This is a genomic window from Maribacter sp. HTCC2170 (assembly GCF_000153165.2).
Taxonomy (GTDB): Bacteria; Bacteroidota; Bacteroidia; order Flavobacteriales; family Flavobacteriaceae; genus Maribacter_A.
In genome coordinates this window covers 3,421,244-3,443,662 of the sequence record NC_014472.1, presented here as the reverse complement: position 1 = coordinate 3,443,662, position 22,419 = coordinate 3,421,244, and the positions used below count along the sequence as shown (strand labels likewise).

The following is a 22,419-nucleotide window of genomic DNA, read 5'->3' as shown; positions in this document are numbered from 1 at the left end:
GTTTCTATAATTTAGAGATTAATAGTCTATTATTTATTAATGGCATCATGAAGCTGTTTGGTATCTACATACTGCTGAAAACGGATTACTTTGCCATTCCTAAGTGTCCAAAGGTGGGCGGCCTGCGCATTTATTTTGGCTCCGTTTGCTTTAAGTTTGCCGTCGTATCGCAGCGTGGCAAGAACTTCATCATTGGCCATTTCGTGTAATTTGATGTTTTTAAGATGAAAAAATTCATAATCATCTCCGATACGCGTGAATATTCCGTTCAGTACAGCGTCCGGACCTTGGTACGGGTTTCCATCGGCATACGCATTACCTTCAGCTTCCATCCAAACCACGTTGGGATCCAATGAAGCAAGTACTGAAGGAACATCTCCTTTGGCAAAATTCTGATACATACCATTTACGACAGCTCTGTTTTCTTCAGGAGGCAAGTTATTCATGATCTCTATTTCCTGCATTGCCGATACCAAGGCTCCAGAATCCCAATGTCCATGCTCCCTTACTATTTTACCATTCTCAAATTGATAAGTAAGATGAATGGGTATATTATATTCTTTGTTGTTTCCGACTAAGGTGCCTTTCCAATCCAACCAACAATTGACCCAAGTATTGCCATCATCAGTAAGGACCATTTCATATTCTTGATCCTCGTCGAGGAAACCTCTTGATTTATATACCTTGTCAGTTTCTTGGTGATATGCCATCGTCTCACTTGGCGACATTGAATTCTTTTTTGTGTTATAAAATGTCTTGGACGTATCGGTATACATACTGGTGTCGTACGATTTACTATTGTAATTGGCTATCAATTTCTTCACCGTATCTATTTCAGGTGAATTTTGCGTGTAACGTTCTGCTCCTTGCTGGCACGAACTGAAACCAAAAATTATGGCAATTATTAGAATGAATTTTTTCATGATTATTTTGATTTAATTTTTTGTATGAATAGAGGTAATACTTTATTATTTTGGAGAATAGGCTAGATCTGGTCGCATTCTACCTTCATAAACTTCATATTTCAATAAATTGGCAAACAATGCTTGCATGGCGTTATTCCCTTCCTCTCCTAATAAAGCATCATTTTCTTTGGAGATTTGAGCTTGGTCTAGTGGACTTTTAGATGCAATTGCTACCATATAAAATTCTCCTCTAGCTCCAAAACCACTTTTGTAAACACGATAGTACTCTTTAGATCCTTTTTGCTCAAAAAGATCTTTTATGGCCTTCATTTTCTTTTTGACAGTAGATCGGTTGGCGGGAGTAACATGGAGGTAATGAAACTTTCTAAAGTCTTTACCCTCTGGTGTTTGCGTAATGCCTTCTGGCATATAGGTCAACTCCTCATCTAAATGAATTATATAATCATGCTCTATGTCATAACATTTATCCATCCTATCAAAAAGTTCTCCTAGAGCTTCCTTTCCCATTTTTTCGACTAAAGTGGAAAAATTGTGATTATCCAAATCAGCCATGTTCTTTATTGGTTCAACATATAAGTAGCGAGAATCGGCCAAATTGGTCACTATCATACTTATTTCTTGTATTTCATGTTTCTTTAAATGACCAACAAACTCTTTAACTATAGATTCATATTCACCCACCATTGATGGTTTTACAACATCTTCATGAATGTGAAATGACCTTCGTTCGCCTGAATCCTGTCCTAAGATCATTGTAATTGGCATTAACAATGTTGCCAACAATAAAAGTTTCATTCTTTTTGTTCTCATTTTATTTAATTTAGGTTAGACATAATTTATTCCACTACGGGCTCAACCAAGTTGTATCCTAGTTGCTGTAGGAGCTGTAGTTCATTGTAATAGATTTTTTCGTGTGATATTTTACCCATATCATCAAAAGTGAGTTCAGAGTAGCCGCTGACAACAGCATGCTTTCCTGTGGCAGGAGTTTCCCCGAAAACTCCGGTATTCGTACCTTCAAAGGTCCACTGGACGAATAGCTGGTTATCTTTGGCCACAGTGTTCATAATTGATATTTCTAAATTGGGAAATCCATTGAAATAAATGTTCATATTGGCTTCCAGTTCATTAATGTTTCCCGCGACGTTTATACCATTGAGTTGACGAGTATAACCTGGAGCAGATACGGTTTTAAGACTATCTATGTTTTTTTTGTTCCATGCATTTTCAATGAAACTTTTAAAATTTTTTAAGATCAGCGCGTTCTTTTTTTCAATTTGTTGCGTCTCTTGATTGCTTTGACATGAAAATGCCAATACTGTAATCAAAAAAAATAATGCGCTTGCCCTTTTCATACCCCATTTAAAATTCCAACAGTAATCAGTAATTAATCACCTCTAATGAATTGATTTTAATGGTTTAAATAAAACAGTCAAGGACGAATAGCTTATAAAAGTGTCCGAACCTGATATATTAGTTTTCAAACTGTCTTATTTGAAAATTTGTATATTTAGAGAACTCATTTCCCCCGATTATAAATTCATTGAAATGAGAACGCGTTTTTTGAGTTCTAGCTTTCTTCTTTCCTTTTCTTTATTGAATTGTTATATCGGCGTTTCCCAAATAGTGGATTTTCGCAGCGAAAACCCTTACAAAAAGGTCTTTGTTGATTCTGATAACTTCGGCGCATCTTACCTTAAAACATTGGAAGATTCGTACCATTTAACCGAGACAGATACACTTAAATTTTCGATGTTGAACGATCTGGCCTATTATTGGCATACCCGTAATTTAAAAACATCGCTAAAATTTACCCTTGAAGGACTTAAACTTACAAAAGAGAAGAGCGATACGCTTTGGGAAGGACGATTTCAGATAACACATGCAGCTGTTCTTTTGCGAATGGAAAAATTGGATAGTGCTTTCAATGTGCTGAAACAAGCAAAGAACAAAGTTTTGGAAAGAGATTTGCCGTTTCTTTACACACAAATGGGCTATGTTTTTGAGCGAAGAGGGCAATTAAGTCAGGCCGCGGATTATGCCTTGGTCTCTTTAAAGCTTGGAGAGGAACTTGCAGATAAAAAGGTAAGAGCACTGGCATATAGTGACTTGAGCAATTTGTTTTGGAAACAATCGAAATACGAAACTGGTTTGGAATACGGATTGAAAGCGATAAATATTTTTGAGGAGCGAAATATTAATGACCTTGATTATGATTTTACGCTTTATGTTGTTGGGAACAATTATTTGGGACTAAAAAATTATGAACAAGCGTTGAATTATTTTGAGCGTTCAAGGGCCATAGGTGAGCGGTATGGTTTTTATAACAATCTATCTGATGTTTATATTTCTGAAGTTGACCTTTATACATATTTGAATGAGTTTGAAAAAGCCGAAAGTGCTGGAAAAAACGCGATTAAATATGCCCAGTTACTGGACAATGATTTTATGATGATGCGCTCTTGGTTGTCAATTGGTAAATCCCAAAATATTCAGGGTAAATATATCTCCGCTATTGAGAGCTTAAAGAAAAGTATAGCAATCGCATCGGAAGATTTTGGAGATGAATTTTATCTAAGTCAAGCTTATGAAACGCTTGGTAAGGCATTTGCGGGCAATCACAATTATCAAGAGGCTTACCAGGCTTTTGCTGAGTATGACAATCTTAAAAAACAGATTTTTACGGCCGAGGCCGACCATAGGATTTCACTTATCAAGACTGAGTTTGATGTGGCAAACAAAGAGAGTATTATACAATTACAGGAAAGTCAAATTGTAAAGCAACGGACAAGGCAAACATTGATAACCATTGTTGTTGTACTGTTGATCATGTATTTGATCTTACTTTTTAAGACGGTCAAAACCAATAGTAAAAAAAACAAATTACTTGAAGAACAGAATAAGGAGAAAGAGTTTTTATTGAAAGAGATTCATCACAGGGTAAAAAACAACCTTGAAATAGTATCCAGTTTGTTATCCCTTCAATCTGCCGAAATAGATGACAAAAAAATTGTTGATGCCATGCAGAAAAGTAGACACCGAATACAAAGCATGAGTATGGTTCATCAAAAGCTCTATCAGGAAAAAAGCTTGTCATCCATAGAAATGAAATCCTATTTTGAAAACTTGGCCAATTACATTGTTAATGTTTTTGACGCACAAAATAGAATAGAAATAATCTTTGAAATGGAAGAAATTGAGTTGGATGTTGATAGCGCAATCCCAATTGGGCTTATAGTGAATGAATTATTGACAAACTCAATGAAATATGCTTTTCCCGATAATGCTAAGGGTATGGTATCAGTTCATTTAAAGAAAAAAGAATCCCAATTGTTTTTGAAAGTTTCAGATAACGGGATAGGTAAAAGAGGCAGTGATAATATTGGAACCGGATTTGGCACTAAGTTGATTCAATTGTTAACCAGACAATTGGATGGTAAGATGGATTTGGATATTGAAAATGGAACAGTAGTATCTTTTGAATTTCAGCATTTTAAAGCAGCATAATAATGGAGGATAAGGTAAAGGTTTTAGTGGTAGAAGATGATATGATCATAGCAGCTAATATTTGTTTGCAGCTGACTAACTTGGATTATGAAGTAACTGGAATTGAGACAAGGGGAGAAGAAGCAATAATCCACGCACAAGTGAATACACCCGATATAATTTTGATGGATGTTAATTTAAAAGGTGAACTAGACGGAATTCAGACCGCAAAAAAAATTCAAGAAAAAAATAGTATACCTATCATTTATCTCACTGCAAACACTGATGAAACTTCATTTGCCCGAGCCAAAGAAACCCGACCTTTTGCATTTATCCCCAAACCTTTGAATACGGTTCAATTACAGCGCACGTTTGCTTTAGCAGTTGAACAGTTAAAGGAAAAAAACAACCCGATAGAAAAGGAAACCATGACTTTAAAAGTTTTGGAAGACCGCATTTTCGTTAGGCACAACGGGAAAATGGTAAAGCTATTATTGGCAGATATTCTTTATATAGAAGCCGATCGTAACTATTGTCGAGTAGTTACCACTTCGCATCAATATTTGTTGACTACGACACTAAAAACAATGGAGGAAAAGTTGCCAAAGCATTCGTTTTCGCGAGTACACAGGTCGTATATGGTTAACATCGCAAAACTCGATGTGGTTGCCGATGGCCATTTAGAGATTAACCGGAAAGTAATCCCCATGGGGAAGATGCATAAGGGTTCACTTTTAAAGAGACTCCAAACAATTTAGCTGCTCTACTAATTCCGATAATTTTTAACTGCCTTTCGGACAGTTACCAATACCTTTCATCCTAAAGTATAGGTTTTTTTATGATATGAGTATTAATATGTGGTACACTAACCTAAAATAGGCTAGTAATAACCACAAAATCATGAAATGATGAAAAAGCTATTAACACTTGTTGTACTTATTTTAGTTGGAAATTTAACCATAGCACAGGAAAACCTTCATTTGATATTTGAATTTATGAAAGTTGACGAATCCCAACAAGGGGCTTATGGAGAAACCGAGAGTTTCTGGGAAAAAATTCATGAGCAACGTGTTAAAAGTGGTGACATAATAGGATGGGATTTGTGGGCTCTTGGACCAGGTGGGGAAGATCAGGGATTTCAATACCTAACTGTAACTTTATTTAGCGACCCTGTGAAAATGCTTGAGGGGGGAGATTTTGGAGCCGCTTTAAAAGCAGCATATCCCAATATGTCTGATGATGAATTAAATAAAACCTTTGATAAAACTTCAAAGGCTAGAGACCTTGCTGTACGAATATTCAGTAAAGAAATATCTTCAACCACCCAGCAATTTGATATGCCTTTGGGTTGTATTGCACAGATTGATCTTATGAAAGTCGCATTGAGCAATTATGGCATTTATGAAGAAGCAGAGGAAAAAGTTTTTAAACCCCTTCATCAACAAGCAGTAGATTCAGGTGGGAAGGAAAGTTGGGGATTGATTCGATTTATGTCCCCCATTGGTAGTGATACCTATGCATCCCACATGACCGTTAGTATGTACAAAGATTATGCACAAATGTTAAGTGCTAACATAAACTACACTGAAGGTTCAACACCTGCCCAAACAAAAATGATGATGGACGGTTTAGCAGCAAGAGACATGAAGTATGTATATACAGCGAGGCTTATTCGCAAAGTGCGCTGAATAACCAATACTTGTAAAACTTCGAAACCTGTAGTCATTGGCTACAGGTTTTTTGTGCTTAATAAATTAATTAAATCTAAATTTTTGATAATTTTATTACTTAATCAACTTATTTACTATAAGCATTAAACCCTACTGGAAGGTAGTTGTCAGTTTTAAACCCTAATACTATTTCTTCCTCATCTTCGATATAGATGATTTCATTTAAATCTAACTCTGCTGTTGCATGAGCGTTGAAGTCCAATGGTAAGTAGTCAGCGGTGTCAAAACCCAAATCTATCGTTTCTTCGTCTTCAATATATACAATGTCGTCCAAATTAAGTTCTACAGTTGCATAAGGATCAAATCCTATGGGTAAGTATTTCTGGGTATTAAAACCTAATTCAATTTCCTCTTCAATTTCTGCATACTCAATGTCATTTACATCAAAACTCATTCCTTCGTATGCATTGAATCCTTCTGGTAAGTATTCTTTAGTATCGAACCCTAATTCTATAGTATCGTTTTCATCGATATATATCAAACCCTCAAGAATGCAATCATCGGTATTTAAAATTAGATAAGGATCATTCTCGTAATTGGCATAAGAAATAATATGGTTGTTAGAATGGTCATTGCTTTCATTCTCTTCTGAGCAGTGATTTGTTGTTGTGAAGGCGAAAATGAGGGCCATAATTCCGGTACTTAATAAAACTGTTGCTTTTTCCATGATATATATTTTTTAAATTGATTGTTGAACTATTTCTTTGTTATTTCTGAAGCAAATGTAGCCGAGGACTTTTCACTTTCGGAGAAATTTTAACTGAAGCGTCTTATTTGATAGGTGAATTGACTTTTTTGTAAACTGAAGTATTTAATAATTGTTTAAAATTGAAAATAATCGAATTATTAAGTTGGTTATCAATAAAAGTTTTGTTGTTTTTTGGATTATTTTTACAATTGAAAAGAATTAATAGAATCAGCCATTAAGGTAATCTAGTTAAAACAAGAAATTATGTCTCGAAAGAAAGAATATGTAGAAGATTTAGTGGTAGAAAAGGCCATGCACACTTTTTGGGCCAACGGGTTTAGTTGTACTTCTGTTCGTTTGCTTGAAAAAGAAATGGGTATAAACCAATTTTCAATATATTCTAGTTTTGGTAGTAAAAATGGTCTTTTTCTGGAGGTTCTCAAGAAATATAAGAGTCATATCAAAGCTACATTTCTTAAGGATTTACTGTATTCAAAGGGCCACTTAGATGATTTGCGGTTTTTTTTATTGGCTTATGGTCATGGTATTCAATCCGGTGAAAATCCCTATGGTTGTTTAATGATGAACACGGGAATGGAAGTAGGAGAAAAAGATCCTGAGATAGCCATTGAAATTGATAATCATTTCGCATTTCTTAGAAAAACCTTCTATGACTTATTTGAAAAAATAAAGTTCAATGAAGAGTTGCCAATACAGTTTGATAGTGTTAAATATGCTGCCTATTTATTAGGTAGTATTCAAGGACTTTCTTTATTCGCAAAGAATCATTCTATAAAGGCAGTAGACGACTATATTGATACTGTCATGAGCAATTTTAAGTAATCATGTTGATTTTAGGGCTTGTACGCCCTACCTGAGCTTCGATTTTACATGGTGTTTAACCTAAAATGCCCAAATGGTTTCTCAAATTATCCCATTTGTAGGTGCTTTTCATCTCATGCATTAGTCTTGACACCTCTAATCATTGTAATAATAAAAATGGCAGTTACTAATCTCTTCCACTAGACTTGTTCCTGTTATCGTTTCTCTTCCTTCGATTGTTTTTATTGCCTCCTCGATAATTTGATTTTCTTCTGTTTTGAGATGAGGACCTATTTCGATTACCTGAATTCCCCTTATTTTGTTTGGGATTAAGCACTTCCGTTGAATCATCGCTGATGAACGGATGTTCTGGCATTCTTGGCACTTGTTGTTTAATAAGCTTTTCAATATCACGTAGATAAGGTTGTTCATCCCTATCACAAAATGAAATGGCAATACCACTTGCGCTTGCCCTTCCAGTTCTACCTATTCGGTGCACATAGGTTTCCGGAACATTAGGTAAATCAAAGTTCACTACCAAGGCCAGGTCATCAACATCTATACCTCGGGCGGCAATGTCGGTGGCAATCAATACTTTTAGTTCTCCGGCCTTAAAATCACCTAAGGCTTTTTGTCTTGCCGTTTGTGATTTGTTCCCATGAATAGCGGCTGAGGCAATATCAGCCTGTCCTAATTTTTTAACAATCTTGTTTGCTCCATGTTTGGTTCTTGAGAAAACCAAAACTGAACTATTCGGCCTGTTCTCCAGTAGATGTACCAGTAATTTAACCTTGTTCGATTTATTAACGAAGTATACCAGTTGTTCTACTTTTTCTGCTGTAGCTTGTTCGGGTTTTATGGTAACACGCTCAAAATCACCTAAAATGGTTCGTGATAGTGCTACAATATCTTTGGGCATAGTAGCTGAAAAGAAAAGTGATTGTCTTTTTGGAGGTAATTTGGCAATGATTTTTCGAATGTCATGAATAAAGCCCATATCCAACATTTGGTCTGCCTCATCAAGAACAGCATATTCTATATCTCTTAATGAAATAAAGCCTTGGTTCATTAAATCTAACAATCGTCCTGGTGTTGCAATTAATATATCAACTCCGTTTTTTAGAGCCTGCGTTTGCTTTCCTTGTTTTACTCCACCAAAAATGACTGTATTTCTAATTCCTGTGAATTTGCCATACGCAGTAAAACTCTCACCTATTTGAATGGCCAATTCTCGTGTTGGCGTTACAACCAATGCCTTGATTTTTCGATGACGGTCATTTGATTGCCGGTCATTATGGATTTGTTGAAGTATGGGGATAGCGAACGCAGCAGTTTTTCCGGTACCGGTCTGTGCGCAGCCTAAAAGGTCTTTGCCTTTTAAAAGTATGGGAACAGCTTGCTCTTGAATGGGCGTTGGACTTGAATAACCTTCTTGCCCCAGAGCTTTAAGGATGGGTTCTATTATGCCTAAATTTTTGAATGTCATGTAGTGTGAAAAATTAGCGGCAAAGGTAATGTAATAGTTGGGATAATTTTTTTCCGTTCATTTATACTAAAGACCACGTATCGCAGCCTCTGCACAACGTTCACCATCCATGGCGGCCGAAACGATACCGCCGGCATAACCACCGCCTTCACCACAGGGGAAAAGTCCTTCAATTTGAATATGTTCCAAGTTGTCATTTCTGGGAATCGTTACTGGGGATGAAGTCCTTGATTCTACTCCAACTATATTGGCCTCGAGGGTATGATAGCCATGCATTTTCTTTCCGAATTCGGAAAACCCTTTTCTAAGTCTACTACCAATTAATTTGGGCAATAATGAATGTAGGGGAGCAGATTTTAATCCTGGTTGATAAGATGTGGGGTTGAGGTCATTGGAAAGCTTTCCTTCAACAAAGTCAGTTAATCGTTGGGCCGGGGCAACTTGGCTGCGCCCTCCAGCAGTAAATGCGAGTCGTTCCAAATCTTTTTGATATTCCAAACCTTTTAACACACCAAATTTTTCGTATTTCGGAATATCTTCATCAACATTTATTTCGACCACAATACCAGAATTGGCGAATAGATTATTTCGTTTTGAAGGCGACATGCCGTTTACAACGACTTCTCCTGGAGCTGTAGCCGCTGGCACTATGAATCCACCTGGGCACATACAAAAAGAATAGACACCTCTATTTTTCACCTGTTGAACCAAACTATATGCCGCAGCTGGCAATAATTCATTTCTTTCCCCTTTACAATGGTATTGAATAGAATCTATTATTCGCTGGGGATGTTCAACCCGAACGCCCATTGCAAAAGATTTTGCTTTTAAGGCTATTTCTTTGTTTTTCAGTAGATAGAAAATATCCCTCGCTGAATGACCTGTGGCAAGAACCACCCGTTTTACATTCAATTCCTTTCCATTTTGGAGAGCGATTGCCACAAGTTTTTTATTCTTGATAACAAAATCGGTAACTCTGGTTTCAAAATGGACTTCACCTCCAAATTTGATTATGGTTTCACGAATATTTTGAACAATTTTTGGGAGTTTGTTAGTACCAATATGGGGATGGGCATCAATTAGTATCTGTTCGGTTGCTCCGTGATGCACCAAACTTTCGAAAATACGTTTTACGTCTCCTCTTTTTAAACTTCGTGTATATAATTTACCATCAGAGTATGTACCTGCACCGCCTTCTCCAAAGCAGTAATTGGAGTCTTCGTTTACAATATGGTCTTGGTTTATGGCCTTTAGGTCACGTCTTCGCTCCTGAACTTTTTTCCCGCGTTCAAGTACAATTGGTTTGTAGCCCAATTCAAGGCATCTTAGTGCAGCCCACATACCAGCAGGTCCAAACCCAACTATATGTACCTCCTTCGCTTTTGATACATCTTTGTAATCAAAAGCATATGTGGGTTTTTCGTTCGGCTGTTCCCGAATGTAGACCTCCATCTTATAATTAAAATAAATGGTGGATTTTCGGGCATCAATTGATCTTCGTAAAACCTTTATGGTCAGGTCCTTTTCTGGTTCACTCAGATATTTTGCGACTTTTTTTAATAGAATATCTTTTTGGGATTCTTCCTTTAAAGAAACCCTAAGTTGAATTTGTCTGACCATGGGTCAAAATTACTTTAAATAAAGTCAAGAAATAAATTGGGTATACAACCCATCCACCTAAAACTACAATTGGGTATTTCTTTTTTTTTGTATTCAAGCTAATAATTCAATTTTGGGCCATTAATAATTAAAAACTAAAATCATGAAAAAAGGAATTACATTAATGCTATTATTTGTTGCCACTATCTCAATGGCTCAGGATAGATACACCAACGGAATGGAAAAAGCATTTCAATTATGGGGTGAAGGTAAAAACACTGAGGCTGCAAATATGTTTGAAAGAATCTCATCTGCTGAACTTGATAATTGGTTGCCTGCCTATTATGCCGCACAAGTTAATACCGTGGCATCCTTTGGGGAAAAAGACAAAGAGAAACTAACCCAGCAGTTAGAGAAAGCGCAGGAATTCATTGATATAGCAAAGGCTATATCTCCCGATAATCCTGAAATTTTGGTGCAACAGGCCATGATCTATACGGCGTGGGTGGCATTTGATGGGGCTACATATGGCATGTTATATTCTGGAAAGGTCGTAGCCTTGTACCAAAAAGCTTTGCAATTGAATCCAGAGAACCCAAGAGTTTTGTTCTCCAAAGCTGAATGGGACATGGGGTCAGCCAAATTCTTTGGGCAGGACACAACTCCCTTCTGTAAGGATATTGAACGATCCTTGGAACTTTTTGCTAACTTTAAACCGGAGGCACCTTTTCATCCGAATTGGGGCCAAGATAGAGCTATTGAAGTATTGAAAAATTGTAAGTAATTATATGAAGGAGTTTTGGAAATTATTGAAAATCAGTATTGTTGTTACCTTGGCTATAGGCTTGGTATCAAGGATTGTTTATTGGAATACCGAGTTTGAATTGCTCGAGCAACTCGAATTCATGGGATGGAACTTCGTTTTTGCTTTTTCGTTGACTATGGTGAATGCCTATTACAATAAATATATTTCGAAAAAGTACAGTTGGGAGACACAGGCCACAAAAAGGCTATTGGTTGGCTCAATTGGCTCCATTATAATAACTGTGATTACTTATGGGTTGATTCGGATGTTCTTATCAGTTGTTATTTATGGCAAGACTTTGGGGCAGTTTATTGCAGGTGAGAAGCTAAATTATTACCTGATAGCTCTGGCAATTGCATTAATTGTAACACTTTTCTTTCATGCATTCTACTTCTATAGAGCCTTACAGGATAAAAAGGTCAAGGAACAGAAAATAATTGCTGGTACAGCTTCAGCAAAATTTGATGCCCTTAAAAACCAACTGGATCCACACTTTCTATTTAATAGTCTGAATGTTTTGACCAGTTTGATAGAGGAAGATCCGTATCAAGCTCAAAAGTTCACAACTTCATTATCAAAAGTGTATAGATACGTGCTGGAACAGAAAAACAAGGATTTGGTCTCAGTTGATGAAGAGTTTCAATTTGCCAAAACCTATGTTAAGCTTTTAAAAATGCGGTTTGAGGATAGTATACATCTTGATATACCAGATCAAAGTATTAATCCAGAAGCTAAAATTGTTCCCCTTTCATTACAATTGTTGTTAGAAAATGCTGTAAAGCATAATATTGTGACGTCTGCAAAACCATTGTATTTAAAGGTTTATGAAGAAGAAGGTATGCTAATAGTTGAAAATAACCTCCAGGCAAAACAGGTAGTAAAAAAGAGTAGTGGAGTAGGCTTGCAAAATATTCAACAACGCTACGGAATATTAACAGATAGGCAAGTGGAAATCACAAAATCAACTAATGATTTTAGAGTAAAAATCCCCTTGCTCACAAAACAAGTATCAGTAATGGAAACACAACAAACATATATAGATGACAAACGCTATGAAAAGGCCAAGGAGCATGTAGAACAACTTAAAGGGTTTTATGGCAATCTTACGGCATATTTAATTGTAATCCCCTGTCTGGCTATTCTCAATTACAATACAACCAGTTTTCCTTGGATAATTTTCCCGACTTTGGGTTGGGGATTTGGAGTGACAGTGCATGGGATGGAGGTTTTTGGTTATAACCCTTTATGGGGGAAGGGCTGGGAAGAACGTAAGATTAGAAAGTTTATGGATGACGATCAGTTCTAATTAATCAATCCATCCACGAAAAATGACAATTGGGTAATGAATGTTTAATAAATGGTAGCCTACATTATACTTTTGAAGTAATAAATAAATGGAAAAAACCAACAAGAAAATGGAAACTTCAGAAAAAGACAGAAAGTATTTTAGAGCAAAAGAGAGAGTAGATTGTATTAAAAAATTCTATACAAATCTAATGTCGTATATATTCTTCATAGCCTTTTTGGCCGGTATTAATTATTGGACCGATGAATGGAGGTACCCTTGGTTTTTATGGGCCGCTTTTGGTTGGGGTATAGGCATTATATTTCACGCGCTTAAAGCGTTTGAATTAAACCCGTTTTTTGGTAGAAATTGGGAAGAACGTAAGATTAAGGAGTATATGCAGGACGATGAAAAACAAAGGAGATGGAAGTAATAGACGACAACAACGATAGAGGTAAATTAAAACGAGCCAAAAAAAGAGTAGAGGAGTTAAAGGGGTTCTATATTCATTTAACTGTTTATATTATGGTGAACACCTTTATTACTACAATGAAGATTATGAGCGATTTAGGGGAAGGTAAAAGTTTTACTGATGTGTTTTTTGATTTTGGAACATTTGCTGTATGGTTCTTTTGGGGTATTGGTGTATTCTTTCATGGTGCAAAAGTCTTTTCGCACAATCCTATTTTAGGTAAAAATTGGGAAGAAAAGCAAATTCAGAAGTATATGGAAAAAGATAGGAACGAAGCTGAAAAATATAGGTAATGGAGGAGAATATAAATGGAAGAGTACTGTTAAAGAAGGCCGAAAAGAGAGTGGATGGTATTAAGAGGTTTTACAGGCATCTCAGTGTATATATTGCTGTTAATATCGTACTAGTTGGGGTTTATGCAACCTTATATAACCAGTTTAATTGGCAAGACATTATTGATCCTGATTTTCACTATTGGTGGATGATCAATTTGGTCAGCACACCGCTGCTATGGGGGGTAGGAGTATTGATTCATGGGCTTTTTGCTTTCAATGTTATAAAATCGAATAAAACAAAATCTGCTTCCGGCTTCATCAAAAAATGGGAAGAAAGACAGATCAAGAAATACCTTGAAAAAAATAATTAATTCTAATTGAGTACAAAAATTATCTGAATTGTATGAATGTAATTATAATAGAAGACGAAAAACCTGCGGCAAGAAGACTTAGTCGATTATTATCAGAGTTGAATGTTGAGGTGTCAACGATGCTACATTCTGTAGAAGAATCAATTACCTGGTTTGAAGCTAATGACCATCCAGACCTTATTTTTCTGGACATACAATTATCAGACGGACTCTCCTTTGAAATTTTTGATCATGTAGATGTTCAGAGCTCAATAATTTTTACAACTGCATATGACGAATATGCGTTGCAAGCTTTCAAATTAAATAGCATTGATTATTTATTGAAGCCGATTGATGATGAGGAATTGGAAAGTGCAGTGAAAAAGTTCAAAGCGTTAAAACCAACATCACAAAAATTGTCATTGGATTTTGACGACATAAAAAAGTTGTTGGTCAACCCAATTGAAAGAGAATACAAAAAAAGATTTACCACTAGGGTAGGGCAGCACTTGAAAATTATAAATGCCGATGAGGTAGAGTGTTTTTATAGCGAAAATAAAGGTACCTATGCTGCTACTTCTGATGGTAGGAATTATTTACTTGACACCACTTTGGAAAACTTGGAATCTGAACTTGAACCCAAGATTTTTTTCCGGGTGAGTAGAAAATATTACATCAATATTAACCATATCCAAGACATCATTTCTTACACAAATTCGCGATTGAAAATCAAATTAAATCGCTATATTGACCAAGAAATCATTGTAAGTAGGGAGCGAGTCCGAGACTTTAAGTTATGGTTGGAATAATAGTAATTAAATATCTGATTTATAATTAATTAACATATATCATAGATATTTCTTATAGTGTGTATTTCATAAGAAAAAGCTTATTTTTTGTCAATTCTGTTCTCGTCAAAGGATGATGGTAACAACTTCGGAATTAATTTTATGAAAATGGGTAATAAAACGGCTCCACCTGGTAGCATAAAAATAGCGAGGGATGGTATGCTTTTAAAAATATCCAACAACTGACTTTGTACTTTTTTCTTCTCTTCTGAACTCAAATCCCTAATGGTTGATTTTGAAATTAGAGCTACTAATTCCTTACTTTCTGAAAGCTCTTTTTGAAGCCTTTTACTATTCCTTAAAATTAGTTTGTTCACAATTTTTGACATACTTTCATAAAATTTGAAAGCTAAATTGTGGTCTTTTATGTAAGGAATCACCTCCGAATTTTCCTCAAAAAAGCGAGCAATTTCATCAAGGGAATTTGCAATTTCGTTATCATTGAACTTTAGATCTTTTCCAATTCCGTAGATGAATTCAGACTCTAAATAGTGCACCGATTGATCTTCCCAAATAGTTAATGATGCAATATCTAGAAAATATTGATTCTCTAATACCGACAAATTCGCAGCTATTTTTTCCCGATAATTATCATCATAAGTTTGTTCATAACCATCAATATAGGTTAATGAAGCTTCAAATAAATGGGCCAATTTATGATCACTCTTGTTTTTCTCCTTTGAATTAAGCGTATGATAAATAATGTTCATAGCAATATATTCCAAATTTTCGGCATATTCCTCAACTGAATCTCGAGTACTCAGATAGTGCTTGAAAGTGAGTACATCAATATAAAGTAGTGAGTTGGTTATAATACTATTGAAGGTCTTACTAATGACATTATCTTCTAGATAAACTCTTGTATCTATCAACTTTTCAAGCTGATTTGAAGTTTTGCTACCGATAAAGAGTTTTTTTAGAAATGAAATTTGATTTAATCCTAAATCTTGATAAAAACCAAACACCTCATGTAAAAAAGACTCGAAGTCGGGGTTTTTCTTTTCAAAACGGTAGGTGAAATATAGTGCTGCGAGTAGATTGATTTTTGCTTTTTCGTCTTCCGATAGCTTATGTTCAGGGGTAATAAACCTTGGGATTCTAATATTCATTCCATAGACAAACCCTGTTTTTTTTAAGGCGTTGTATAGGTCTTGGTAGTCTTTGTAGTTATCCATCTGGTCTTTGACCAGGTATCCAAACTTGTCTATCCAGCCAGAGGAAGAAGGGTTCATAGAAAATGATTAACGCCTCAAATTAAAGGAAATTAAAGGACATTGAGTGAATAGAGCTTTTTTTTTACAAAGATTTGACAGATTATTGATTTTTTGATAATATTTTGAGCGAATCAAAATCATAGATAATCCTGAGAACGCATAAAACAAAAAAAAGTCGCCTAAAGCGACTTTTAAATTTTGAGAAGACAAATGGTAATGCCCTCTGATTTTCCTATTTGTTCTTATTTAATTGCACTTGAGCCTGCACAGCGACGTCATTCCAAGTTTTTGAAACACCATCTTTTCCAGTATGCAATTCTTTGCAAGCTTCATTCAAAGAGGCAAGAGCATCAAGAGCTTTCCAGTCTTCTAGGTTCAACTTACCATTAAAGGTAATGTTGGTTTCTGAATCTATGGTAAATTCCAAAGGGATGTTGGCTGTTTCACCATTCATGGTCACATCAATTGAGCATGTATTATCCGCCCCGGTTTTGAACACTCCTGATATTAAATCTGTATTTTTCATAACTCCAAAAAAGAACTCCAAAAGTTTGGGGTCCCTAGTCCCTGTTGCATCATTCGTGAACAAACTTCTAACTGGAATACTAAATGATGTTCCGTTTAATGCTTCCATTGCGGTTACTCCACTTTTGGTTTCTTTGAAATTAACCTCAAGAAATTTGCCTCCTACAGGTAGCTTTTCCGAGGTTTTATAAGCGGTAAAACTCACTTTTGTGGAGTCTTTTATAATGGTGAAACTATCTTGGGTGATTTCCTTGACCTCTTTTGCTTTTTCCTTTTTAGCATCCTTACAATTATAACCTACTAATAAAATCAGGCCTAATGCAAGTATTTTGATTTTTTTCATTTGTCTTTGTTTTTGGATTTTGATCTAAAGTTAATTAATAATTCGAGGAGCGCAAGATTCGTCAAGGTATTGGACCGTATGCATTTAATTATAAAGCAATTTGGCCAGGTTTAGCCGCCTTGCGACTTTAGAGAATTAGTTTGCTTATTATCTGAGTATCACTGTGAAGTGTTTTGTGAACGGGGCATTTATCAGCAATTTGTAAGAGACGTTCCAACTGTTTGTTATTCAAGTCACCCTCAATTTTAATCTCTTTATTGAACGTATCGATTTTAGCTGAAGGCGATTCACAATCTTCACAATCCTTAGCATGCGTTTTGCTATATGTGGTATGCACTTCAACATTGGTTATTTGCCAATTCTTGCGCTTAGCATACATCTGCAAGGTCATTGCCGTACATGCCGAGAGTCCGGCTGAAACTAGCTCATATGGTGAAGGGCCAAAATCATTGCCACCAAAGCTAATTGGTTCATCGGCTACCATAAAATGACTGCCCACTTTCATTTGGGTGGTGAAACCGTCTTCATAATCCAAACTGGCTACAACTTGATGTTTGGTTGTGGGTCGGCTTTCTAATGAATTTATATTCAAGTATCTTTTCGCCCAACCGGATATGACTTCACCTACATATGTTGAATCATCCTTACCGGTTAATAGGTGATCCGCTCCATCCAAAGACACAAAACTCTTTGGATGCCTTGCTGCTATATAGAGTTCTTCAGCATTTTTAATTTCAACAGTGGTGTCTTGAGGAGAATGTAAAATTAGGACCGGTTTTCTAAGTTTTTTTAGCGTTTCTGGCAGTGTTTTATGTTCAAGGTCATCCAGGAACTGTTTTTTAATGGTGAAATCGCGGCCGCTAAGATTTACAATTGCCTTTCCGCTATTTTCAATTTCTTCAACGCTGTTTTGCAACAAATGTTTTACATGCCTCGGATTGGAGGGGGCGCCAATTACTGCTACTGCTTTAATCGATTCTACTTGTGATGCAGCATAAATTGCTGCGGCACCTCCGAGCGAATGCCCAATAATCAGGGAAGGAGTCTTATAGTTTTTCTTTAAAAAATCAGCTGCGACCACTAAATCTTCAACATTGCCTGAGAAATTTGTATCTGAAAAATCACCCTCACTCTCTCCCAGGCCGGTAAAATCAAAACGAAGCACCCCAAAACCACTTGAAATTAGCGCTTTGCTAATATTTCTCACCGCAGATAAATTTTTATTACAGGTAAAGCAATGAGCGAAAATGGCATAATTGTGCGGATGTTGATTTACCGGAAGCTCTAATCTACCGATTAGAGATTCGCCATTTTTATTTTTGAAATTAACTTTTTGCAAATTCATTCAAATCTGGTTTTTATGATTTGAATGGTTGGTCGTGGATCAATGGAAATACTTAATTCTTTAATTCTGGTTTGCTCTTTTTACGAAGATCAGTGTTGAATAGGATTCCTATTCTGAAAATATCAATGTCACTGGTTGAGAAGTAGTTTTTTAAGTAGCCTAATTCCAGTTTAAGATCCGAACTGAAAACATACCCAACCCCCATTTGCAGCCTATCTTGATTGAAAACGGATTCTTTGAGGTTAAGGAATAATTCGTTCATTGCCATAAGATAAACGCGTTCAGATAAAGGATGTTTAATCTGAAAACGATACCGTAGTCTATGTTTAAAATCAGTATTTCCTTCTTTGTTTATCCATCTATGCTCTATTCGATATCTGTGAGCTATTTTGAATTTTTTATAATTGCTTTTAAAAGTGATTTCCTCATAGGGCCTATTTTCTGAAACACTGATGTCGTTAAGTGTTTCAGAGTATTGATGAATGTACCCCGCAGTTACTGAGATGCCTGATGTTAGTTGATAGTCAAGTCCTGTTCTTATGAACTGATTGTCTAGATCGTTGAATAATTCAAAGTGGTGAACTCTAAATTCTGTAATTATTTTGAAGTCATCAGCTATTCTATTGGTGCCATACAGCATAATCCAAGAACCCCAATTATCTTCATTGGTATTTTGAGAATTAGATGTAATTGTGAGCAGTAGCGAAATAAGCAAGAGGGCTTTTTTCATGATTGTTGTTTGGTTTGTTATTGCTCCCAAAATAATATACGGTTGGGAGTTTACAAATGTACTAGTGAGCTGTATGGGAAAACCTGATAAAAATCAAGTTTTTGTAAAATTTTATGCTTTTTTAAAGGGTCAAAAAGTCTAACTTATTACTAATAAGTATTTATGTTGATGAAAGAAAAATAGAAACATGTAATAAATAAAAACCCCTCAAATTTATAACTAGAGGGGTTATGGTTCTGTATTTTTTAAATAGTTTTTAGTCCAAACTAAAGGTTTCGACCTTTTTAAAAGGACTAAATTCTTGTTTTTCAATGTCCTCTCTATAGGCCTTCCATTTATCATTAAAGAAAGCATTCGTTTTTTCAAGGGCACTTCTAAGCTCTTCTTCAGCAAAATGAATAAGTCTCTTTTCAGTTGCGGTAATTCCTGTTTTACGGGTAGCAGAGTAATAATTGGCATTGCCAAGGCGCTGCATTACCGTAATTTCAGGATTCCGGGTAATCCCCTGTCTTTTGTCCTCTTTACCTATATAGAGTGCAATAACAGAATCTATTTGTATTACAATATCCTTAGAAGCTTTTATTTGATCTTTATATTTATCATCATCTAACTCTTTAAGTTCTTTTTGATATTTGGTTGCTACATTTTTACTCTCAACCAATTGTTTAACAGCGTCGGCTGCTTTTTGGGTGAAGTCACTGATTTTTTGTGAAGTTTCGTAAACTTCGTTGATTGAGGTTGAAGAAACATCTATTCTTGGGTCTGATTTTACTTCAATGCTCGTTTCATCGCTCATTTCACCAAAGCTTACTTTAACCTTAAACTTCCCAGGTTTTACATCGGCACCACCTCTCTCATTTTTGCTTTTGGAGATTTTACGTGAAGGACTGTCTGGACCTTTCTCATCCATGTTCCAATAAATTCTATGGAAACCAGCTTTTTCTGGAGTCTTTTTCTTTATAGTCCGAATTAAACGTTCACCATCATAAATCTGAAACATTACGGAATCTTTTTTCTGAACTCCGGTCAATTTCTTTTTTTCCTCCGAGCTATCCGATTTTTCTTCTTCTTTTTTATCGTTTTTGGCGCTATCATCTTTTTCTTTTTTCTTTCCTTCTTTCAGGTAATAAGTAATCATTGCACCTGATTTCCTGTTTTCAGCATTATAAAGAGCATCACCACCGAACCTACTGCCAGTAGGTTGTTGATACGCTGCTTGGTAAGCGGTAGGAGGGGAGAAAACCTCGATTTCTTTTTTTAGAAATGAGGCATCGCTGGCAACTGCTCTTAGAGGGCGAATATCATCTAAGACCCATGCAGCGCGGCCAAAAGTACCAATCACTAAATCTTGTTCTCTAGGGTGAATTACTAAGTCTTTGGTTGATACGGTTGGGAAGCCTTCTGTCCATTTTTGCCATTTTACACCAGCGTTGAAGGAAATGTACAGTCCATCGTCTGTTCCTAAAAACATCAAATTTGGATTCTCAGTATCTTCAACAATAGAAAGAGTATAGCTTTTTACATCTGTACCATCAACAATACGCTCCCAGGTCTTGCCATAGTTTTTTGTTCTATAAGCATATGGGGTGTAGTTGAATCTTCTATAGTCGTTAGCAATCAACAGGGCTTCGCCTTTATTTTTTTTCGATGCTTTTATTTGAGCAACCCAACTACCCTTTGGTAATCCTTTGATATTTTGTGTCACCTCTGTCCAATTGGCACCGCCGTTTTGTGTATAGTGCACCCTACCATCATCACTGCCCGTCCACATCATATCTTTTTCTAACAGAGATGGTTCAATCACCAAAATGGTACAATGGTTCTCTGCTCCGGTGGCATCCATGGTCAATCCGCCACTTTCACTTTGTTTTTGTTTTTCTGGGTCATTGGTGGTTAAATCAGGGGAAATAACGGTCCATGTCAGGCCCTTATCAGTAGTTTTGTGCACAAACTGACTGCCAAAATACGCTGTGCTATTATTAAAAGGATCTTGGCCAATAGCCGCGTTCCAATTAAAACGTAGCTTCGTTTTTGCATCTGGTGGAGTTGGGCGTACGATATAATTATTACCGGTTTCATGATCGTAACGTTGTACAAACCCTTGTTGACTCATAGTATAACCATATCTTGAATCCTCTAGGTCCGGTACAACATCAAAGCCATCACCGAAACTAATTTCTTGCCAGTAACTGTTGCGAATCCCCTGCGATCTCCAAACGTATGCAGGTCCTCTCCAAGAGCCATTGTCTTGCATACCTCCATATACATTGTACGGGTATTCATTGTCTGTGTTTATGTGATAAAACTGTGCAACAGGAAGGTTGCCAATAAAACGCCATGATTGTCCACCATCTCTAGTAATATTAAGCCCTCCGTCATTACCATTCACCATAAATTGGCCATTTTCAGGATGTATCCACCAAGCATGGTGATCCGGGTGAATGCCGTTGTCAACTCCATACGCAGGCATTAATTCCTTGAAGTTTTTACCACCATCCTGAGATACATTTACATAGGTAAATACTGTATAAAGCCTATTTTCATTTTGGGGGTCAACATAAATCTCAGAATAATAAAAAGGTCTATTGCCTATTCCTGGTTTATCATTTATTTTTTCCCATTTAAAACCACCATCTTCGGACTTGTACAGTGCATTCTTTTTTGCTTCGACCAAAGCATAAACAATGTTTGGTTTACTTGGTGCTATGGCAACACCTATTCTTCCAAGTTCGCCTTTGGGCAGGCCATCTTTTTCTGATAGTTTTTTCCAATTTTTTCCTCCATCATGGGTCATGTACAAACCACTGCCTTTTCCACCTGACTTGAAAAACCACGGATCCCTTTTATGTTCCCACATGGCTGCAATGAGTTTATTCGGATTGGTGGGATCCATTATCAAATCTGCGACTCCGGTTTTGTTATTTACGAAAAGGATTTTTTCCCAAGTTTCTCCTCCGTTGGTAGTTTTGTAAACACCTCGTTCTGCATGTTCTCCCCAGGGTGAACCAATGGCCCCAACATAAATGGTATTTGGGTCAGTTGGGTCAATTTTGATTCTATGGATATGCCGGGTTTTTTCCAATCCCATTGATTTCCAATTCTTGCCACCATCAAGTGATCTGTAGATTCCATAACCTCCATTTAAGCTATTTCTAGGGTTTCCTTCCCCTGTACCAACCCAAATCACAGACGGATTGGACTGCTGAATCGCAACAGCACCTACTGAAGCGGTTACTTCCTTATCAAAAATAGGTTCCCATTTAATTCCTCCAGAAGTAGATTTCCAAAGCCCGCCAGAAGCTGTACCCGCGTAAATTACATCAGGATTATTGTGAACAACATCAATTGCGGTAACACGGCCACTCATTCCTCCAGGCCCAATATTTCGGGGTTTCATATCCTGGACCATGTCCATCTTAAAATCTTGTGCAAAAAGTGAAATTGATGCAAAGAGCATCACTACGGAAAGTAATTTTTTCATTTTGTTTCT

At 36.4% G+C, this 22,419-nt stretch carries 21 protein-coding genes; 10 read left to right on the top strand and 11 right to left on the bottom strand.

What is annotated here, in order from left to right:
* Positions 1–29 precede the first annotated feature (29 nt).
* Genes FB2170_RS17490 through FB2170_RS15080 form a run of 3 tightly spaced genes read right to left on the bottom strand, consistent with a single transcriptional unit; the run spans position 30 to position 2,281 of the window.
* Positions 30–923 carry a nuclear transport factor 2 family protein gene (locus FB2170_RS17490; protein ID WP_013307458.1) on the bottom strand — a complete coding sequence of 298 codons (894 nt, stop codon included), beginning with the start codon at positions 921–923 and terminating at the stop codon, positions 30–32.
* A 45-nt stretch (positions 924–968) separates the two neighbouring features.
* Positions 969–1,736, bottom strand: a complete 768-nt coding sequence (locus FB2170_RS15085) for a hypothetical protein (protein ID WP_013307457.1) — start codon at positions 1,734–1,736, stop codon at positions 969–971.
* A 26-nt stretch (positions 1,737–1,762) separates the two neighbouring features.
* Positions 1,763–2,281 carry an ester cyclase gene (locus FB2170_RS15080; RefSeq protein WP_013307456.1) on the bottom strand — a complete coding sequence of 173 codons (519 nt, stop codon included), beginning with the start codon at positions 2,279–2,281 and terminating at the stop codon, positions 1,763–1,765.
* 193 nt (positions 2,282–2,474) lie between these two features.
* Between FB2170_RS15080 and FB2170_RS15075 the strand changes: the two genes are divergently transcribed.
* The 3 genes from FB2170_RS15075 to FB2170_RS15065 all read left to right on the top strand — a co-directional run bounded on the left by FB2170_RS15075 (position 2,475) and on the right by FB2170_RS15065 (position 6,100).
* Positions 2,475–4,433: a sensor histidine kinase gene (locus FB2170_RS15075; RefSeq protein WP_013307455.1), complete on the top strand. Its 1,959-nt coding sequence runs from the start codon at positions 2,475–2,477 to the stop codon at positions 4,431–4,433.
* A gap of 2 nt (positions 4,434–4,435) precedes the next feature.
* Entirely contained in the window at positions 4,436–5,170 is a 735-nt protein-coding gene (locus tag FB2170_RS15070; protein ID WP_013307454.1) for a LytR/AlgR family response regulator transcription factor, read from the top strand.
* Between the two features lie 150 nt (positions 5,171–5,320).
* Positions 5,321–6,100, top strand: a complete 780-nt coding sequence (locus FB2170_RS15065) for a hypothetical protein (RefSeq protein WP_148232116.1) — start codon at positions 5,321–5,323, stop codon at positions 6,098–6,100.
* Positions 6,101–6,209: 109 nt separating this feature from the next.
* Here the strand turns inward: FB2170_RS15065 and FB2170_RS15060 are convergent, their stop codons facing one another.
* Positions 6,210–6,809: a hypothetical protein gene (locus tag FB2170_RS15060; protein WP_013307452.1), complete on the bottom strand. Its 600-nt coding sequence runs from the start codon at positions 6,807–6,809 to the stop codon at positions 6,210–6,212.
* A gap of 285 nt (positions 6,810–7,094) precedes the next feature.
* Here FB2170_RS15060 and FB2170_RS15055 point away from each other — a divergent pair, with 285 nt between their 5' ends.
* The gene (locus tag FB2170_RS15055; protein WP_013307451.1) at positions 7,095–7,673 is read left to right on the top strand and encodes a TetR/AcrR family transcriptional regulator; all 579 of its coding nucleotides are present in this window, start codon (positions 7,095–7,097) and stop codon (positions 7,671–7,673) included.
* Between the two features lie 166 nt (positions 7,674–7,839).
* Here FB2170_RS15055 and FB2170_RS15050 read toward each other — a convergent pair whose 3' ends face one another.
* Both FB2170_RS15050 and FB2170_RS15045 read right to left on the bottom strand, forming a co-directional pair.
* The gene (locus FB2170_RS15050; protein ID WP_013307450.1) at positions 7,840–9,138 is read right to left on the bottom strand and encodes a DEAD/DEAH box helicase; all 1,299 of its coding nucleotides are present in this window, start codon (positions 9,136–9,138) and stop codon (positions 7,840–7,842) included.
* A 66-nt stretch (positions 9,139–9,204) separates the two neighbouring features.
* Positions 9,205–10,758 (bottom strand): NAD(P)/FAD-dependent oxidoreductase, encoded by a 1,554-nt coding sequence (locus FB2170_RS15045; RefSeq protein ID WP_013307449.1) that lies wholly within the window; start codon positions 10,756–10,758, stop codon positions 9,205–9,207.
* Between the two features lie 142 nt (positions 10,759–10,900).
* On the opposite strand from FB2170_RS15045, the gene FB2170_RS15040 reads away from it, so the two are divergent.
* The 6 genes from FB2170_RS15040 (at position 10,901) to FB2170_RS15015 (ending at position 14,733) form a co-directional block, all read left to right on the top strand.
* Complete coding sequence (locus tag FB2170_RS15040; protein ID WP_013307448.1) at positions 10,901–11,521, top strand: hypothetical protein; 621 nt, start codon at positions 10,901–10,903, stop codon at positions 11,519–11,521.
* Positions 11,522–11,525: 4 nt separating this feature from the next.
* A complete protein-coding gene (locus tag FB2170_RS15035; RefSeq protein WP_013307447.1) occupies positions 11,526–12,848 on the top strand; it encodes a 2TM domain-containing protein in 1,323 nt (440 codons plus the stop codon).
* 88 nt (positions 12,849–12,936) lie between these two features.
* Complete coding sequence (locus FB2170_RS15030; protein WP_013307446.1) at positions 12,937–13,260, top strand: 2TM domain-containing protein; 324 nt, start codon at positions 12,937–12,939, stop codon at positions 13,258–13,260.
* Complete coding sequence (locus FB2170_RS15025; RefSeq protein WP_013307445.1) at positions 13,251–13,592, top strand: 2TM domain-containing protein; 342 nt, start codon at positions 13,251–13,253, stop codon at positions 13,590–13,592. Before FB2170_RS15030 ends, FB2170_RS15025 begins: the two co-directional genes overlap by 10 nt.
* The gene (locus tag FB2170_RS15020; RefSeq protein ID WP_013307444.1) at positions 13,592–13,945 is read left to right on the top strand and encodes a 2TM domain-containing protein; all 354 of its coding nucleotides are present in this window, start codon (positions 13,592–13,594) and stop codon (positions 13,943–13,945) included. Before FB2170_RS15025 ends, FB2170_RS15020 begins: the two co-directional genes overlap by 1 nt.
* Before the next feature lie 32 nt (positions 13,946–13,977).
* Positions 13,978–14,733, top strand: coding sequence for a LytR/AlgR family response regulator transcription factor (locus FB2170_RS15015; RefSeq protein WP_013307443.1), 756 nt, complete (start codon positions 13,978–13,980; stop codon positions 14,731–14,733).
* Positions 14,734–14,813: 80 nt separating this feature from the next.
* Here FB2170_RS15015 and FB2170_RS15010 read toward each other — a convergent pair whose 3' ends face one another.
* From FB2170_RS15010 to FB2170_RS14990, 5 genes are all read right to left on the bottom strand, one after another.
* The gene (locus FB2170_RS15010; RefSeq protein WP_013307442.1) at positions 14,814–16,004 is read right to left on the bottom strand and encodes an LETM1-related biofilm-associated protein; all 1,191 of its coding nucleotides are present in this window, start codon (positions 16,002–16,004) and stop codon (positions 14,814–14,816) included.
* Positions 16,005–16,218: 214 nt separating this feature from the next.
* Positions 16,219–16,854, bottom strand: a complete 636-nt coding sequence (locus FB2170_RS15005) for a YceI family protein (protein WP_013307441.1) — start codon at positions 16,852–16,854, stop codon at positions 16,219–16,221.
* Between the two features lie 127 nt (positions 16,855–16,981).
* Positions 16,982–18,199 carry a bifunctional alpha/beta hydrolase/OsmC family protein gene (locus FB2170_RS15000; RefSeq protein ID WP_013307440.1) on the bottom strand — a complete coding sequence of 406 codons (1,218 nt, stop codon included), beginning with the start codon at positions 18,197–18,199 and terminating at the stop codon, positions 16,982–16,984.
* A 52-nt stretch (positions 18,200–18,251) separates the two neighbouring features.
* On the bottom strand, positions 18,252–18,929 hold the full coding sequence (locus FB2170_RS14995; protein ID WP_013307439.1) for a DUF2490 domain-containing protein: 678 nt from the start codon (positions 18,927–18,929) through the stop codon (positions 18,252–18,254).
* 256 nt (positions 18,930–19,185) lie between these two features.
* Positions 19,186–22,410, bottom strand: coding sequence for a WD40/YVTN/BNR-like repeat-containing protein (locus FB2170_RS14990; protein ID WP_013307437.1), 3,225 nt, complete (start codon positions 22,408–22,410; stop codon positions 19,186–19,188).
* Positions 22,411–22,419 lie beyond the last annotated feature (9 nt).